Source organism: Kribbella sp. NPDC043289 (assembly GCF_056436705.1).
Window position 1 is genome coordinate 1,119,973 of the sequence record NZ_JBWKCB010000002.1, and the last position, 16,137, is coordinate 1,136,109.

Annotated in this window: 18 protein-coding genes, 1 tRNA gene and 1 pseudogene; 13 read left to right on the forward strand and 7 right to left on the reverse strand. The window is 68.9% G+C overall.

Going from position 1 to position 16,137, the window contains the following annotated elements; all coding sequences use genetic code 11:
• The first annotated feature begins 140 nt into the window (after positions 1-140).
• Genes AC0662_RS17120 through AC0662_RS17135 form a run of 4 tightly spaced genes read left to right on the forward strand, consistent with a single transcriptional unit; the run spans position 141 to position 2,905 of the window.
• The gene (locus tag AC0662_RS17120) at positions 141-983 is read left to right on the forward strand and encodes an SGNH/GDSL hydrolase family protein (protein ID WP_478301609.1); all 843 of its coding nucleotides are present in this window, start codon (positions 141-143) and stop codon (positions 981-983) included.
• A gap of 10 nt (positions 984-993) precedes the next feature.
• On the forward strand, positions 994-1,710 hold the full coding sequence (rph, locus tag AC0662_RS17125) for a ribonuclease PH (RefSeq protein WP_478301611.1): 717 nt from the start codon (positions 994-996) through the stop codon (positions 1,708-1,710).
• The gene (gene rdgB, locus AC0662_RS17130) at positions 1,707-2,312 is read left to right on the forward strand and encodes an RdgB/HAM1 family non-canonical purine NTP pyrophosphatase (protein ID WP_478301613.1); all 606 of its coding nucleotides are present in this window, start codon (positions 1,707-1,709) and stop codon (positions 2,310-2,312) included. The genes rph and rdgB overlap by 4 nt, the downstream gene beginning before the upstream one ends.
• Positions 2,313-2,314: 2 nt before the next feature.
• Positions 2,315-2,905, forward strand: a complete 591-nt coding sequence (locus tag AC0662_RS17135; RefSeq protein ID WP_452195098.1) for a hypothetical protein — start codon at positions 2,315-2,317, stop codon at positions 2,903-2,905.
• Here the strand turns inward: AC0662_RS17135 and AC0662_RS17140 are convergent.
• Positions 2,902-3,501, reverse strand: coding sequence for a transcriptional regulator (locus tag AC0662_RS17140; protein ID WP_478301929.1), 600 nt, complete (start codon positions 3,499-3,501; stop codon positions 2,902-2,904). The genes AC0662_RS17135 and AC0662_RS17140 overlap by 4 nt on opposite strands.
• Positions 3,501-3,881 carry a hypothetical protein gene (locus tag AC0662_RS17145; protein ID WP_478301615.1) on the reverse strand — a complete coding sequence of 127 codons (381 nt, stop codon included), beginning with the start codon at positions 3,879-3,881 and terminating at the stop codon, positions 3,501-3,503. Before AC0662_RS17145 ends, AC0662_RS17140 begins: the two co-directional genes overlap by 1 nt.
• A 73-nt stretch (positions 3,882-3,954) precedes the next feature.
• Between AC0662_RS17145 and AC0662_RS17150 the strand changes: the two genes are divergently transcribed.
• The gene (locus AC0662_RS17150; protein WP_478301617.1) at positions 3,955-5,064 is read left to right on the forward strand and encodes a PEP/pyruvate-binding domain-containing protein; all 1,110 of its coding nucleotides are present in this window, start codon (positions 3,955-3,957) and stop codon (positions 5,062-5,064) included.
• Positions 5,065-5,155: 91 nt separating this feature from the next.
• Positions 5,156-5,758, forward strand: coding sequence for a hypothetical protein (locus AC0662_RS17155; RefSeq protein ID WP_452195105.1), 603 nt, complete (start codon positions 5,156-5,158; stop codon positions 5,756-5,758).
• A 102-nt stretch (positions 5,759-5,860) separates the two neighbouring features.
• Here AC0662_RS17155 and AC0662_RS17160 read toward each other — a convergent pair whose 3' ends face one another.
• The 4 genes from AC0662_RS17160 to bcp all read right to left on the reverse strand — a co-directional run bounded on the left by AC0662_RS17160 (position 5,861) and on the right by bcp (position 8,926).
• A complete protein-coding gene (locus tag AC0662_RS17160; protein WP_452195107.1) occupies positions 5,861-6,319 on the reverse strand; it encodes a hypothetical protein in 459 nt (152 codons plus the stop codon).
• Positions 6,320-6,362: 43 nt separating this feature from the next.
• A tRNA-Leu gene (locus AC0662_RS17165) sits at positions 6,363-6,443 on the reverse strand.
• A 62-nt stretch (positions 6,444-6,505) separates the two neighbouring features.
• Entirely contained in the window at positions 6,506-8,137 is a 1,632-nt protein-coding gene (locus AC0662_RS17170) for a substrate-binding domain-containing protein (protein WP_452195108.1), read from the reverse strand.
• Positions 8,138-8,458: 321 nt separating this feature from the next.
• On the reverse strand, positions 8,459-8,926 hold the full coding sequence (gene bcp / locus AC0662_RS17175; RefSeq protein ID WP_452195110.1) for a thioredoxin-dependent thiol peroxidase: 468 nt from the start codon (positions 8,924-8,926) through the stop codon (positions 8,459-8,461).
• 178 nt (positions 8,927-9,104) lie between these two features.
• Here bcp and AC0662_RS17180 point away from each other — a divergent pair.
• From AC0662_RS17180 to AC0662_RS17205, 6 genes and pseudogenes are all read left to right on the forward strand, one after another.
• Positions 9,105-10,607, forward strand: a pseudogene (locus AC0662_RS17180) (circularly permuted type 2 ATP-grasp protein).
• 16 nt (positions 10,608-10,623) lie between these two features.
• Positions 10,624-11,001, forward strand: coding sequence for an alpha-E domain-containing protein (locus AC0662_RS17185; RefSeq protein ID WP_478301620.1), 378 nt, complete (start codon positions 10,624-10,626; stop codon positions 10,999-11,001).
• A 75-nt stretch (positions 11,002-11,076) separates the two neighbouring features.
• Positions 11,077-11,919, forward strand: coding sequence for a transglutaminase family protein (locus tag AC0662_RS17190; protein ID WP_452195115.1), 843 nt, complete (start codon positions 11,077-11,079; stop codon positions 11,917-11,919).
• 4 nt (positions 11,920-11,923) lie between these two features.
• The gene (locus AC0662_RS17195; RefSeq protein WP_478301622.1) at positions 11,924-12,967 is read left to right on the forward strand and encodes a glucose 1-dehydrogenase; all 1,044 of its coding nucleotides are present in this window, start codon (positions 11,924-11,926) and stop codon (positions 12,965-12,967) included.
• Positions 12,968-13,044: 77 nt separating this feature from the next.
• A complete protein-coding gene (locus AC0662_RS17200) occupies positions 13,045-13,308 on the forward strand; it encodes a DUF3618 domain-containing protein (protein ID WP_452195119.1) in 264 nt (87 codons plus the stop codon).
• Entirely contained in the window at positions 13,305-13,643 is a 339-nt protein-coding gene (locus AC0662_RS17205) for a GroES family chaperonin (RefSeq protein ID WP_452195121.1), read from the forward strand. The genes AC0662_RS17200 and AC0662_RS17205 overlap by 4 nt, the downstream gene beginning before the upstream one ends.
• A 6-nt stretch (positions 13,644-13,649) precedes the next feature.
• On the opposite strand, the gene AC0662_RS17210 is transcribed toward AC0662_RS17205, so the two are convergent.
• On the reverse strand, positions 13,650-14,714 hold the full coding sequence (locus tag AC0662_RS17210; RefSeq protein WP_452195123.1) for an FAD-dependent oxidoreductase: 1,065 nt from the start codon (positions 14,712-14,714) through the stop codon (positions 13,650-13,652).
• Between the two features lie 99 nt (positions 14,715-14,813).
• On the opposite strand from AC0662_RS17210, the gene dapC reads away from it, so the two are divergent.
• Entirely contained in the window at positions 14,814-15,914 is a 1,101-nt protein-coding gene (dapC, locus tag AC0662_RS17215; RefSeq protein ID WP_452195604.1) for a succinyldiaminopimelate transaminase, read from the forward strand.
• Positions 15,915-16,137: the final 223 nt, after the last annotated feature.

Below are 16,137 nucleotides of genomic sequence, written 5' to 3' on the forward strand. Positions count from 1 at the left end.
CAACTCCTGCACATAGTTGTTTGTAGCAGCCTAACTCCGAGCAATTCTGCCAATCAATCACCCGTCCTCCAGCTGGAATTGGCTGAGAAGACATCCACCGCACATCGGCGTCTCGCTCCGTGCGCGGACCATGGCGGAATGTGAACCTCCACTACGTGGCACTGGGGGACTCGACCACCGTAGGCGTCGGGGACCCGATGAACGGCAGCAGTACGACGGATCTGTCCGGTGCCGGTGCGCGCCCGGGCGAGGGGTGGCGGGGCTGGGCCTCGCTGCTCGCCGACTCCCTGGCCAGCACCCACCGTGTGACGTTCTCCAACTTCGCGACCAGCGGCGCCACCGTGCCGGTCGTCGCGACCGAGCAACTGCCCTCCACCGGCGATGGCCCGATCGACATCGCCTCACTGATCGTCGGGGTCAACGACACCCTGCGATCGACGTTCGACGCGGGACGGATCCGCGAGCACCTGACCGAGTGCGCGGAACAGCTCACCAACCGGGGCGCACTGCTGCTCACGGTGCGGTTCCACGACCACGGCAAGGTGTTCGGTCTGCCGCGCTGGCTGCGGCGGCCGCTGTGGCACCGGATCGAGCAGGTCAACGTCGCCTTCGACGACCTGCACGCCCGGTACGGCGGGATCCGGCTGGACATGGCCGACTATCCCGAGGTGTACCGGCGGGACTTCTGGAGCGTCGACCGGCTGCATCCCGGTGAGCTCGGGCACCGCAAGCTCGCCCGGGCGTTCGCCGACGAGTTGGCGGTCCGCGGGGTGCGGATCGGCGTACCGCCGGATCTGGACTGTGCGCACCGGTCGCCGAGTCGCTGGGCGGACGCGGTCTGGCTGGTGAAGGAAGGAGCGCCCTGGGTCGGACGCCGCGCCAACGACCTGCTGCCCTGGGCCGCCCGGATGGCGGTCACGCAGCTCCGGCCGGGCGGTTCGCCGCTCACGTCCAATGCGGAGGTCCAGCGCCTGGAGGCATAGGGTCGGGGGCATGGCCCGTATCGATGGACGTACTGCTGATCAGCTCCGACCGGTGACGGTGACCCGGAACTGGCTCGACCACGCCGAGGGCTCCGTGCTGGTCGAGTTCGGTCGGACCCGGGTGCTCTGCGCCGCGAGCGTGACCGAGGGTGTGCCGCGCTGGCGCAAGGGCTCCGGTCTGGGCTGGGTCAGCGCGGAGTACGCGATGCTGCCGCGGGCCACCAACACCCGCTCGGACCGCGAGTCGGTGAAGGGCAAAATCGGTGGCCGCACCCACGAGATCTCCCGGCTGATCGGGCGCTCGCTGCGAGCCGTGATCGACTACAAGGCACTCGGCGAGAACACCATCCTGTTGGACTGCGACGTACTGCAGGCCGACGGCGGGACGCGGACGGCGGCCATCACCGGCGCGTACGTCGCGCTCGCGGACGCGGTCTCGTGGCTGCGGGAGCGGAAGCTGCTGAAGAGCGAGCCGCTGACCGGCACGGTGTCCGCGGTGTCGGTCGGGATCATCGACGGGGCGCCGATGCTGGACCTCTGCTACGAGGAGGATGTCCGCGCCGAGACCGACATGAACCTGGTGATCACCGGCGACGGCAAGTTCATCGAGGTCCAGGGGACCGCCGAGGGCGCGCCGTTCGACCGCGACGAACTGGACAAGCTGCTGGCGCTGGGCACCACGGGATGCGCCGAGCTCGCCAAGATCCAGCAGGAGGCGCTGGCGTGACGAAAGTACTGCTGGCGTCGAACAACAAGAAGAAGCTCGAGGAACTGCGGCGGATCCTGACCCCGATCGTACCGGGCATCGAGGTGCTCGGGCTCGGCGACGTCCCGCCGTACCCGGAACCGGCCGAGACCGAGCCGACGTTCGAGGGGAACGCGTTGCTGAAGGCGCACGCCGCGCTGAAGGCGACCGGTCTGCCGTCGATCGCGGATGACAGCGGGATCTGCGTGGACGCACTGAACGGCATGCCCGGGGTGCTCTCGGCGCGCTGGTCAGGGCCGGCGAAGGACAACCACGCGAACAACGTGCTGCTGCTCGGCCAGCTGGAGGACGTACCGGATGAGCGCCGCGGGGCGTCGTTCGTCGCGGCCGTCGCGTTCGCGCGGCTGGACGGTCCGGACGAGATCGTCCTCGGCGAGATGCGCGGCTCGGTGATCCGTTCGTTGAAGGGCACCGGCGGGTTCGGGTACGACGTACTGTTCCAGGCCGAGGGTTACGACCGGACCACCGCGGAACTGTCGATCGAGGAGAAGGACGCGATCAGCCACCGGGGCAAGGCGCTGCGGACACTGGCGCCGATCGTGGCCAAGGCGTTGGGGAGTTAGTCATGTTGTTCCAGGGCTCTGACCGAGATGGTGTTGCCGACGGCAAGATCACCGTGGCGTACCGGCGCTGGGCCGAGCCACGGGTGGTCGAGGGGCGGGTCTACCGCACCAACGCCGGGCGGATCGAGATCGAGAGCATCCGTGAGGTGAACCCCGAGCTGATCGCGGACACCGACGACGACGTCGCGCTCGCCGATCGCCGGAACGCGAAGGACGTGCGCCGGCGGTTGCGGGGCGACGAGACGCTGCCGACCTTCCTGATCCGGTTCCACCTGGTCGAGGGGCCGGATCCGCGCGAGGAGTTGGCGGCGCAGGCGGAGCTCTCCGCGGAAGACCTCGCCGATCTGCGCGAGCGGCTGGCGCGGTTCGACGAGCTCAGCCATCACGGGCCGTGGACGATCCAGACACTGCGACTGATCCAGACCACGCCGGCGACCCGGGCCGGGGACCTGGCCGCGTCGGTCGGGCGCGAGACGGCGCCGTTCAAGCTGGACGTGCGGAAGCTGAAGAACCTTGGGCTGACCTACAGTCTCGAGGTCGGGTACCGCCTGTCCCCGCGCGGCGCGGCGTACCTGGATGCCGAGGGCAACTAGCCCCTGCGCAGTCCGAGGGTCGCGAGCAGATCCTCGTGCAGCTCGAACCAGACCCGGTGACAGGAGTCCACGTCACTGCGATCGACGTACGCCGTCTCTCCCGCGGTAGCGCGTTTCAGTGCGGCGGCGAAGCGGGTGTCGTAGTCGCGGAAGCGGGGGAGTGCGGCGACCAGCCGGGCGGTGATCGGGCCGAGGGCGCGGTCGAGCACGGCCAGTTCGTGCAGCACGCCGTCGTCCCAGGAGGGATCCGAGTGGTCGTTCGCGGCCAGCGGATCGATGCTCGACGGTCGTAATTGCCAGTCGGTGCAGGCCTGTTGCAGGAGGGCGTTGAGTGGCAGGAACTCGTCGTACACCTGGTGCACGGTGGCTCTGCCTTCGCCTAGCTCGGTGGTCAGGAGGCGTTCGTTCTCGGTGCGTCCGGTCTCGGTGAGCGACCATCCCGACGTACCGGCGAACTCGCTGTGCGTCAGCCATCCTTGGGTATCCGCGAGCTTGAGTGTGTCCTCGACGGCGGGGTGCGGCAGGTCGAAGCGTTGGGCGATCCGGGGCGTGTCCGCGAAGCCCAGCAACCGCACGGCATGCAGGACGAGGAGCATCACGACGTCGCGTCCTGCCGCGCGGCCAGCCGGTTGAACCGCTGCTGACAGGCCTGCGGCGAACTGAACCCCATCGCGTCCGCCATGTCCGCCCAGGTCAGCCCGGAACTCCGCGCCAGGAACAGTAGGCCGGCCTCGAGTTCGTCGACCTCAGCCTTTGCCGCCGGCAACAAGGCCAGCGCATCCAGCAAGTCGTCGTCGGTCAAGTCGGCCGCACGCCAGAGCGCGAACTGCACGAAATCCACCGCGGCCATCGGCATCGGCGCCGGGCGCCAGGGCCGCGCGGGGAGCTCGCGCGCGCCTCGCTCGAGCAGGCGGTCACGGGCCTCGCGCTGGCGCTGGGCCTGCGCCTGGTCCGCCTGTTCCTGGTTGCGTCGCATGCCCACACAGTGGATCATCAACAGAACGTTGTCAACATGGTGTTGTCAACGTTTCGTTGATAGGAGTCTGCGCATGCTGGTCCCGCTGACTGCGGCCACGCCGGACCGCTGCGGCGCCAAGGCGGCCACTTTGGGGACGCTTCTCCGCGCGGGCCTCCCGGTGCCGGATGGCGTGGTGATCCCGTTCGACGGCACGGGCGGGGACGAGTTGGGCCGGTGGCTCGAGAGTGTGGGCGATCCGCCGGTTGCCGTGCGCTCGTCGGCCTCGAACGAGGACATCGCGGGTACGTCGGGTGCGGGTCAGTACGAGAGCTTCCTCGGGGTGCGAGGCGTCGAGGCTGTTGCGGACGCCGTACGTGCGTGCCGGGCGTCGCTGTGGTCGGAGCGCGCAACCGCGTATCGCGCTGGGCAGGAAGTAGGCGGCGGTCCCTCGATGGCGGTGATCATTCAGCTGCACGTCGACGCGGATGTCTCGGGGGTGATGTTCTCGGACCCGAGTGGCTCGACGCTGATCGAGTCGTCGTGGGGTCTGGGGCCGAGCGTTGTGGAGGGGCGGGTTAACCCCGACAGCTATCGCGTGGCTCCCGATGGGGTCGTTGCCAGCGTCGTCGCCGACAAGCTGACGTCCTTGCGCCGCGAAGGATCACGCTTGGTGACTGTCGACGTACCCAGCACCCGGCGGCGGGCGCCGACCTTGTCTACTGCGGCCGCCACTCACCTGGCGACGCTCGCCTCAGAGGTCAGCACGCTCCTGGGCTCTCCCCAGGACATCGAGTGGGCAATCGCCGCCGACACCGTCTGGCTCCTCCAATCCCGCCCCATCACCACCAACCCACCAACCCCCGCTCCGACGCTCCACACCGGCGAGCGGGTGCTGACTGGTACTCCCGGTAGTCGGGGGACGGCGACCGGTCCTGCGCGGGTCGTTCTGGGGCCGGGGGACTTCTCGCAGGTCCGCCCGGGCGACATCCTCGTCTGCCGGTTCACCGACCCGGCCTGGACCCCGCTGCTCACGATCGCCGCCGGCGTCGTCACCGAGACCGGCGGCATCCTTTCCCACGCCGCCATCGTCGCCCGCGAACGCGGCATCCCCGCCGTCCTCGGCGTCCCCCACGCCACCACCCGCCTCCCCAGCAACACCCTCCTCACCATCGAAGGCACCACCGGCACCATCCACCTCTGAAGGACATCCGGACTCGTCAGGCGCGATTACTCCCAGTTACTGTGCTCCCTTGGATCCCGAGGGGGGCTCGGGGACAGGGGGAGGACCAGTCATGTCTCAGCAATACCCGCACCACACGAACAATCAGAACCACCAACTCCTGCCGATGAATGGCGCCAACGGGCCGTACAACCCGCACGGCCCGCAGAACTTCCAGAACCCGCAGAACTTCCAGAACCCGCAGCCGAAGAAGCCGAAGCGATGGCTCCCCTGGGCGATCGCGGCAGGCACCTTCCTGGCGGGTCTGGGCATCGGCGCCGCCGGGAACTCGACGAGCGACGCCCCGAGCGCGAATGCCGGCGTACCGCAACCGACCGTGACGAAGACCGTGCCCGGCCCGGCCGGCGCCACCGTCCCCGGCCCGACGGTCACCCAGACGGTGCCCGGCCCCGCGAAGACGGTCACCGCGCCGCCGCCGGGCCCGAAGGCCGCGATCTCCGAGGACGGCACGTACCTGGTCGGCACCGACATCAAGCCCGGCACGTACCGCAACGGCAACGAGGGCGACTGCTACTGGGCCCGCCTGAAGAGCACCAACGGCGACCTCGACGCAATCATTGCCAACGGCAACGGCGGCAACCAGGTCATCACCATCAAGAAGACCGACAAAGCCTTCGAAACCCGCTACTGCGGCCCCTGGACCAAAATCAGCTGACCGTACGCCGATCCACGGAGAACTCGAGTCCGCCACATCGCCCACCGTCCGAGCTGGGGAGGATCGTGTACCCGAAACGGGCAGCAAATCCTCCCCGGCCGGTCAGCCGGTCGCCAGACCGCGGCCTGCGGGTGCCGAGATGCTTTCCCGGTCCGCGCCGAGTACGTCGGGCAATGCGTGCGCGACCCCATCAGCATCAGACTCTCCGCGGGCAGGGATGCCCGAACCGCCCAGAACGTTGGGCTTGCGCCACGTGCCGGCGGCGTCGATCACGGCAGACGCCCGGAGCTCGGTGCCGTCGGCGAGGCGGATCAGGAACGGCGCGCTCTCGCGACCGGCGGTGCGGATCGGGTCGAACCCGGCTCGGGGCACGGCGACCACCTGCGCGGTGTACCGGATGCGGTCGGCCAGTTCTGGCGTCTTGGTGAGCGGCCTCAGGTAGGCGTCGATCAGGTCCCCGCCGGTCGGAAGCGCGTCCAGGTCGGGCTCGGTCAACTGACCGACCCGGCCGGCCAACCGATCGACGTCGTACGCCGGGTTCGCGACGAGATCCGCGACCACGTGGAAAAGCTCGTCGCCGAGCTGCGCGGCGCATAGACGGTTGTGCCAGAGGCGGGAGTTGAACCCGCACGCCCGGGGGCGCCGGCACCTAAAGCCGGTGTGTCTGCCGTTCCACCACTCTGGCTGAGGAGGCCGATGCCTCCCCTTGGACAGACATCCTAGGGGAGGCGGTGGCCTCGGGTGGGGTCAGCGGCTCTGCAGGGCGTCGATGAAGACGTTCTTCAGGTCGCTGGGGTTGCGGGCGACGTACGCCTGGCCGCCGGTGGCCTGGGCCAAGGCGCTGAGCTCGTCCGCGTTCGCCTCGGGGCCCATGCCGAGGGCAATGATGCGGACCGGGCGGGACGGGTCCTGCAGGCCCTGGAGGGTCTGCACGGCCTGCTCCCGGGTCGGGCTGCCGGGGTCGTCGTTCTTGCCGTCGGTGAACAGCAGGATCGTGTTCACGGCGTTCGACTTGTAGTCCTGGCGGACCGCCCGGACCGCGGCGATCGCGGTGTCGTACAGCCCGGTGCCACCGCCCGCGATCGGGTGCTGGCTGGTCAGTTGCGCGACGATCTTGGCGCGCTGGTTCTTCGACAGCGGCGCGATCGGTACCAGCGGCTTGTAGTCGGCCTTGTCCGTCCCGATCTGCGTCGAGAACGTCCACAGGCCGAGCTGCGCGCTGTCCGGGAACAGGTTCAGGCCGCCGGCCGCCGCCTCGACCGTGAGCTGCCAGCGGGTCTTGCTGCCGACCTTCTCGGCCATCGAGCCGGAGACGTCGATGACGGCCAGTGAATGCGTCGACAGCGACAGCCGGGTCCAGTTCTGCAGCGTCGTGTCGATCGCCTCGCTGGTCGGCTTACTGAGCTGCGTGACGTCACCGACGCCGCGGCCGCCGCTCAGTGCGCTCATCGTGGTGTCCCGGAAGCCGGCCTGGTCGCGCGCCTGCGCGGCGCCGTCGCCCAGCAGCTCGCCCGCGAGCGCCTTGGCTGCTTCGTCGGCCTGCTCGGTCTCGGACTTCGCGGTCACGACGATCGGGTAGTCCAACGACAGGGTTCCGGTGGCCGGCAGGATCGCCCGGAGCTGTGCGTCCGGGTGTCCTTCCTGGTACTTCACGAAGCTCTGCTCGGACGCCGGTACGACGGTCGTGCTGCCGTCCTGGTCCGCGCGACCGAACAGTGCGTTGACGTCCGTGTACGGCTTGGCCATCGAGCCGAGGCGCTGGGCCAGCGGTACGACGACCTGCGCCACCTGACCGTCGGCCGCAGAGGTCTTCTGCCGCTCCATCTGCACTGCCAGCAGCGTGAGGGCGCCGGGTGAGGTGTTCAGCGGGTCCAGCAGAGCCGGCTGGGAACCGGCCAGCAGTCGCAGCCAGGACGAGGTGTCGCCGAAGTTGGACCTCCGGCCGACCAGCACCATCGGCGAGGTGGCGATGGAGGCCACCGCGATGGTCGGGACGTTCTCACCGTCGTCGGCCTGCGCCACCCACAGCGACGAGTCCGGCACCCACAGGTCGGGCCGGTTGTCACTGCCGTGGGCGACGTCGCGTGCGATCTGCGCCGAGGGAGCGGGGCTGATAGTGAACTGCAGGCACGGGTTGCCGTCCTTGCCACCCTTGGCCGCCAGCGACTTGGCTGCGGCTTCGAGCGAGGACTGCATCTCGGGCGTGGTCGCGAGCTGGATCTGTATCGGGTCGGCGCATCCCTTACCGCCCGCGAGCAGACCGTCGGCACCGCTCGAGGATCCGAACGAGCGCACCACGAAGACCGCGCCCAGCGACACCACCAAAAGTCCGATCGCGGTGATGTACACCGAGCGACGGTTGTTGTTGGGTCGCGTCACCGCAGAGGAATGTTTTCCCATCGCGGCAGATTCCTCCCTCCCAGAGGCTGACTGCGCGCGCAGATTACCCGGTTTCGCGACGTCACGGTGGACGTCGGGAACGGTCGTGACACACCCGTCGCTGAACCGGAACCCGTCGCGGAGTACGGCTCTTTCACAGGAACGCTGGAAAACTCACCGAGTGTGCCGACTCCGCTCCGGTCCGCTCAGCAACTGGTGTGACCCGAGTCACAATAAAAGTTTGGTCAAACGACCGTTCTCTGGACCACCGTCATGAAACGGTCGAGGGTTTCCCTCCGCGAACCGGTGTCCGGCGGGTACTCACAGCCCCAGATCGCGGCGCAGCTTGGCGACGTGGCCGGTGGCCTTCACGTTGTACTGCGCGACCGCGATCTTCCCGTCCGGGTCGACGACGAACGTGGACCGGATCACCCCGGTCACCTTCTTCCCGTACATCGTCTTCTCGCCGAACGCGCCGTACGCCGTCAGCACGTCCTTGTCCGGGTCGCTGAGCAGCGGGAACGTCACGCCGTCGCGCTCGCGGAACTTCGCCAGCTTGGCCGGCTTGTCCGGCGAGATCCCCAGGACGGCGTACCCCGCGGCCTGCAACGAGTCCAGCGAGTCTCGGAAATCGCACGCCTGCTTGGTACATCCCGGCGTCATCGCGGCCGGGTAGAAGTAGACGATCACGTTCTTCCCGCGCAGGTCCGCCAGCGCCACGTCGTTGCCGTCGGCATCGGGCAGGGTGAAGTCGGGTGCAATGTCGCCGACGGACAGACGATCGGACATCAGGTCCTCCACGTGTAGTTCTGGTGCGGGCAATGTTACGTGCGGAAGAAGTCCGCCTTGTCGGGGTGCGAGCGCGCGGCGCGTGGGTGAAGATGCGCAGATGAGCCGCCACTCCGCCCGCCAGTTGTTCGACGGCTATCTGGATCCTCGTCGCCCCCACGCCAGTGCGTACGACGAGATGTTCGATCCGGTCGACGGCGTGCGTACGGCGTACAGACGGCTGCACGACTCGCTGCGGCCGCTGCAGCCGGCCGATCTCACCACCCGCTCCGAGGCTCTGGACCGGGCGCTGGTCGACCAGGGCGTCACTTTCAGCCTGTCGGGTGAGGAGCGGCCGTTCCCGCTGGATCTGGTGCCGCGGGTGATCACCGCGGCGGAGTGGTCCCGGCTGGAGCGTGGCGTGGTCCAGCGGGTGCGGGCGTTGGAGGCGTTCCTCGCCGACATCTACGGCGAGCAGTAGATCGTCGCGGACGGAGTGCTGCCGCGCCGGCTCATCACCTCCTGCGAACACTTCCATCGGCAGGCAGCAGGCATCGCACCGCCGATCGGCGTGCGGATCCATGTCGCGGGGATCGACGTGGTGCGGGACGAACAAGGTGACTTCCGGGTGCTCGAGGACAACCTGCGCAGCCCGTCCGGTGTGTCGTACGTGATGGAGAACCGCCGGACGATGGCGCGGGTGTTCCCGGACCTGTTCGCGAAGCACCGGGTCCGGTCGGTCGGCGACTACGCGGTGCATCTCCTCCGGGCGTTGCGGGCCGCGGCTCCGGCGAGCGCGATGGACCCGAATGTCGTCGTACTGACGCCGGGTGTCTACAACTCGGCGTACTTCGAGCACTCGTTGCTGGCGCGGCAGATGGGGGTCGAGCTGGTCGAGGGGCGGGACCTGTTCGCCCGGAACAACGTCATCTACCTGCGGACCACCGAGGGCGAGCAGCGGGTCGACGTGATCTACCGGCGCATCGACGACGACTTCCTGGACCCTGTGCAGTTCGAACCGGACTCCGTGCTCGGTGTGGCCGGACTGGTGAACGCAGCTCGCGCAGGGAACGTCGTGATCGCGAATGCGATCGGGAACGGAGTCGGCGACGACAAACTCATCTATACGTACCTGCCCGAGATCCTGAAGTACTACCTGGGTGAAACGCCCCTCCTGCCGAACGTGGACACGTACCGGTGCTGGCTGCCGGTAGAGCAGGCCGAGGTACTGGACCGGCTGGACGAGCTCGTCACGAAGCCGGTGGAGGGCTCAGGTGGGTACGGCATCGTGTTCGGACCGGATGCGTCGCCGAAGGAGCTCCAGGCGCAGCGTCGCCGGATCAAGGCCAATCCACGGGGCTGGATCGCGCAACCCGTCGTACAGCTGTCCACTGTGCCCACCAAGGTGGGTGAGCGGCTGCAACCGCGGCATGTGGACCTGCGGCCGTTCGCAGTGAACGACGGGGAGGACGTGTTCGTTCTGCCCGGTGGACTGACCAGAGTGGCGATTCCGGAAGGCAGTCTGATCGTCAACTCGTCACAGGGCGGTGGTTCCAAGGACACCTGGGTACTGGCGCCACGAGCCTCCGAGGAGGACGCCGAGCTTCGCGGACCCGGTCTGGGCACGCCCGCGGTGAAGTCGGACAGTACGCCGGAGCAGGGGCCCGAACTGAACGTCGCCCAACAGCAGCAGCAACAGTGATGGGGAGGTGCTGACGATGCTCGCACGCAACGCCGAGTCGCTCTACTGGATCGGACGGTACGTCGAACGCGCGGACGACACCGCACGGATCCTCGATGTCTCGGTCCACCAACTGCTCGAGGACGCCACCGTCGACGCCGACACCGCCAGTCGCCGGCTGCTCTCGGTCCTCGGCATCACCCCACCCGACGGCAGTGAACTGGACGTGTGGGGCCTGACCGAGCTGGTCGCCATGTCCCCGGAGACCGGGTCGATCGTGTCTTCGATCTCCAGTGCGCGCGAGAACACCCGCGTGGCCCGTGAGGTGGTGTCCAGCGAGCTGTGGCAGTGCATCAACGCCATGTGGAACGCCGTACCCGAGCGGCAGCGTGCAGCGCGCCGGCTGGGGCCGTGAGGTTGGTGAGGCAGTGTCGCGGCAGTACTTCCACGTGGTGCCGTGGATCGAGTGGAACAACGCGGAGGTGAACCTGTGAAGTGGCGTCTCCGCGTCGTCCACACGACGGGCTACCGCTATGCCACGGCGGTCACGCAGTCCTACAACGAGGCCAGACTGACCCCGCGGCACGACAGTCGGCAGAACCTGATGGTCGCCCGGCTCGAGACGTTCCCCGCGGCCCGTGCGTACAAGTACATGGACTACTGGGGTACGGAGGTCAACGCGTTCGACCTGCAGACTCCGCACACGGAACTGAAGGTGATCGCGGCATCGGTCGTCGAGACGACCGACCAGGACGCTCCGGCCTCCGAGGTCACCTGGGCGCAGCTCAAGACTCCCGATGTCCTCGACACCTACGCCGAGTACCTGGAGTGGACCCGCTACGTCCCGAAGCACCGGGAGTTGGCAACTGTCGCCCGTTCGCTCCGCAAGGGTCGTACGCCTGACGAGGCGGTCCTCGCGATCTCCAAGTGGGTCCACGACACGCTGAAGTACCAGCGTGGCACCACTGGTGTGCATTCGTCCGCTGTCGACGCTTGGCAAGCCGGTGAGGGCGTCTGTCAGGACTACGCGCACCTGACGCTGGTCATGCTCCGCTCGGTCGGTATCCCGGCCCGCTACGTCTCCGGGTACCTCCACACGAAGCCAGACGCCGCAGTGGGCGAGAAGGTCGTTGGCGAGAGCCATGCGTGGGTGGAAGCATGGACCGGTGAGTGGTGGGGCTTCGACCCGACCAACGACATCTCCATCGGACATCGGCACGTCTGGGTGGCCACCGGGCGGGACTACGCGGACGTGTCGCCGCTGAAGGGCATCTACTCCGGTGGGGCGGCGACGGCCATCGAGGTGACCGTCGACATGACCCGGTTAGCCTGAGCCCATGCGGGCCATGACAATCACGCCGGGCAAGTCCGACTCGGCGACAGTGGGTGAGGTCGCGGAGCCTCCGCTCGTCGACGGTTCGATCCTGGTGGAGGGCCTGCTCGCGGGTATCTGCGGCACCGACATCGAGATGGTCTCCGGACTGTTCGGCAGCGGCCGGCCCGGAGCGGATCACCTCGTCATCGGGCACGAGTCGCTCGGACGGGTGCTGGAGGCACCGGTCGGCTCCGGCTTCCACGCGGGCGACCTGGTGGCCGGCATCGTGCGCCGACCGGACCCGGTGCCGTGTCCGGCGTGCGCGCGCGGCGAGTGGGACTTCTGCCGCAACGGGCAGTACACCGAGCGCGGCATCAAGGAGATGGACGGGTACGGCGCCGAACGCTGGCGAGTCGACCCGTACTTCGCCGCGCCGGTGCCCGCGGCGCTCGGAGAGCTCGGCGTCCTCGTGGAGCCCGCCAGCATCCTGACCAAGGCGTGGGAGCAGGTGGACCACGTCGGCTCCCGGTCGTGGTTCGGTCCGCGCCAGGTGCTCGTGACGGGTGCCGGTCCGATCGGTCTGCTGGCCGCACTGATCGCCCGGCAGCGCGGGTACGACGTACACGTGCTGGACCGGGTGACGGACGGGCCGAAGCCGGAGTTGGTACGGGCGCTGGGCGCGACGTACCTCACCGACCTGGGGCAACTGGATGCCACACCGGATGTGGTGATCGAGGCGACCGGGGTGGGGCAGCTGGTGTTCGACTGCGCCTCGCTGCTCCCGCCGGCCGGTGTGATGTGCCTGGCCGGGATCCACCCCGGTCCGGCGACCGTCGACGTACAGCTCGACGCCCTGGTCCGGCAGCTGGTGGTGCGCAACGCCGCCCTGGTCGGGACGGTGAACGCGGCGAAGCGGCACTACGCGCAGGCTGTGGAGGTGCTGCTCGCGGCGGATCGGGCCTGGTTGGAGGGGCTGATCACCCGGTCAGTGCCGTTGTCGCGGTGGCCGGACGCGCTGGTGCGCGAGCGGGACGACATCAAGGTGGTCGTGGACTTGCGGGGATGACCTGCGAGGATGGTGGTGACGAGGGGCAGACCGGGGCTTCCCCGGGTCGGCCCACCGAAGGAAGGGAGCGCCGACAGGTGTCGGACACGAAAGCTAGGACCGCCGAGCAGATCGAGGCGGACATCGCCGCCACCCGGGTGCGGTTGGCCTCGACCGTGGACGAGCTGGTCGACCGGGCGAACCCGAAGAACGTGGCCCTGCGGCAGGTCGAGCAGGCCAAGTCCCAGGTCTTCGACGAGCAGGGTCAGCTGCGCACCCAGAAGATCGTCGCGGTTGCCGGCGCCGTCGTCGGCGTGGTCGGCGTCCTGCTGGTGATCCGCCGGCTGGTGGGTCGCCGGTGACGTCTCGCAAGCGGCTCGACGACGACAAACTGCCGATCCGGATGCTGCACGACCGCGTCCTGGTCTCCCTCGAGCAGGAGGGCGAGCGCAAGTCGTCGGCGGGCATCCTGATCCCGGCCACCGCGCAGATGGGCCGCCGGCTCGCCTGGGCCAAGGTGGTCGCGGTCGGTGCGAACGTGCGGACCGTGGAGGTCGGCGACCGGGTGCTGTTCGACCCGGAGGACCGCGCCGAGGTGGAGGTGCGCGGCGACGACTACATCCTGCTGCGCGAGCGGGACCTGCACGCGGTCGCGGCCGGCCGTCTGGAGGACGGCCAGACCGGTCTCTACCTCTGAGATCCGTTATCTCTGGAACCGGAACCGGGCCGGTGCGTCGGCGCCGCCGGTGACCAGGTCGCGGACCAACGCACCCACCAGCGGTACGAACTTGAAGCCCTGGCCGGAGAACCCGGCCGCGACCGTGATCGGTCCGGCGCGGTCGATGACGAAGTTGGACGTCGGCGTGTTGTCGTAGAGGCAGCTGATCGCCGTGGAGCGGTCGGTGTCGAGTCCGGGGTACCACTGCTCGACGTATCGCAGTAGCTCCGCGTCCCGCTGTGGCTCGGTGCGGAAGTCGCGGGTGTCGGGGTCGACTTCCGGTCCAGAGGCGTGCAGGCCGACTTTGACGCCGGAGCCGGGCTCGAACAGGCCGTAGGCGTTTGGACCCGAGTGGACGAAGCTGGGCCACTCCAGCTCGGCGGACACCGGCGCGAAGAACCGGGGCTGCTCCTGTGTCACGGTGAACGGCGGCAGCGGCACCAGACCGCCCAGCAGCTTCGGAGACCACGGTCCAGCCGTCACCACCACGTGCTGCGCCCGCACCGCACCACCTGGTACGTCGAGCTCCACGAAACCGTTGTGGGTCCGCAGCGCTCGCACTGGCGACTGCACGCGGAAATCGACACCCCGGCGAGCAGCCAGGACCTGCAGCGCGTGGACTGTCCTGTCGGCGTACAGACGACCTGACCGCGGCTGGTAGAGCACAGGTGTCTCGAAGCGGAAGCCGGGCCAGCGCTCGGCAGCCTCCGCCGCGGTCAACACCGAGCCGTTTGCCGCGTGCAACGACCGGAACGCCTCCACCGCGGTGTCGTCCATGCCGTGGTCGATCCCACCGGTCTCCTCGAGCAGAGTCTCGCCCGACTCGGCCTCCAGCTCCCGCCACAACGGGCGGGCCCGCTCGGTCAGCGCCGCGATCTCGGCGTCGTCCGCCGCCGGCCGGAACAGCCGGGTCGCCCCGTGCGACCCGCCACGCTCGTGCCCGAGCGTGAACTGCTCCAGTACGACGACCTCCCGCCCCGCGGCCGCCAGCGCCCGCGCAGCCGCCGACCCCATCGCTCCGGCCCCCACCACCGCCACGTCGTACGTCATCCGACCCCCTCTGATCGAGGCTCGAAAGACTAGTCGGTTTCTCGCGGAGCGGGCGGTCGGCGGCGGGCGCGGCGGGGGACGGGGGAGAATAGGCGGGTGATCTTCGAGACCTCCAGCCGGTTGCCCGATTTCCCGTGGGACAAGCTCGCCCCCTACACGCAGAAGGCGGCCGCCCATCCCGACGGCATCGTCGACCTCTCGGTCGGCAGCCCGGTGGACCCGGTGCCCGAGCTGGTCAAGCAGGCGCTGGCCGACGCGGCGGACGCCCCGGCGTACCCGACGACGCTCGGTACGTCGGCGGCGCGGCAGGCGGCCGTGGACTGGATGGCCCGCCGTCTCGACGTGACCGGGGTGGACCCGAAGCGCAACGTGCTGCCCGTGATCGGCACCAAGGAGCTGATCATGATGCTCCCGACGCTGCTCGGCATCGGCGCCGATGACACGGTCCTGATCCCGGACCTGGCCTACCCGACGTACGAGGCCGGCGCGGCGCTCGCGCGGGCCACCAGCGTGCCGGTCGCGGACCCCACGGCGTACGACGGTCCGGTCCGGGTCGCGTACCTGAACTCGCCGCGCAACCCGTCTGGTGAGATCACCCCGGCGGCCGATCTGCGGCGTGCGGTCGAGTGGGCGCGCGCGAACGACGTACTGCTGGTCAGCGACGAGTGCTACACCGAGTTCGGCTGGGACGAGAAGCCGGTGTCGGTGCTGCACCCCGATGTGTGCGGCGGCAGCTTCGACAACCTGCTCGCGGTGCATTCGCTGTCCAAGCGCTCCAATCTGGCTGGGTACCGCGGTGGCTTCGTCGCCGGCGACGCGACGGTCGTGGCCGAGCTGCTCGCCGTACGGAAGCACGCTGGTCTGATGGTGCCGTCGCCGATCCAGGCCGCGATGGCGGCCGCGTTCGCCGACGACGCGCACGTCGAGGAGCAGCGTGCCCGCTACCTGCGTCGCCGTGCGGTACTGCGGGATGCGCTGACCGATGCGGGCTGGGAGATCACCCTGTCCAACGGCGGGCTGTATCTGTGGGCCTCGAACCCGGCGTACGACGCGTACGGCTCTGTCGGCGCTCTGGCGGACCGGGGCATCCTGGTCGCGCCTGGCGCGTTCTACGGGGCAGCCGGGGAACGGAACGTCCGGGTGGCCTTGACTGGGACCGACGAACGCATCGACGCCGCGGTGAAGCGACTGCAGGAGTGAAAGAACTTTCCGCTGTGGTGTGACGTCTTCCTGTTGTCACTGCCTCTTAAAGGGGTAAGTGATGTTCAGGGAGGGTGGGCGGATGCGGCGCTTTGCTGGCGTGGCGGTTGCGGTTGCGGTTCTGTTGAGTCTCGGATCGGTCGGTGCCGCGTACGCGGACGAGACTCCGACGCCGAGCGTGTCATCGGCTCCTGCCGAGACACCGACACCAACTCCAACACCA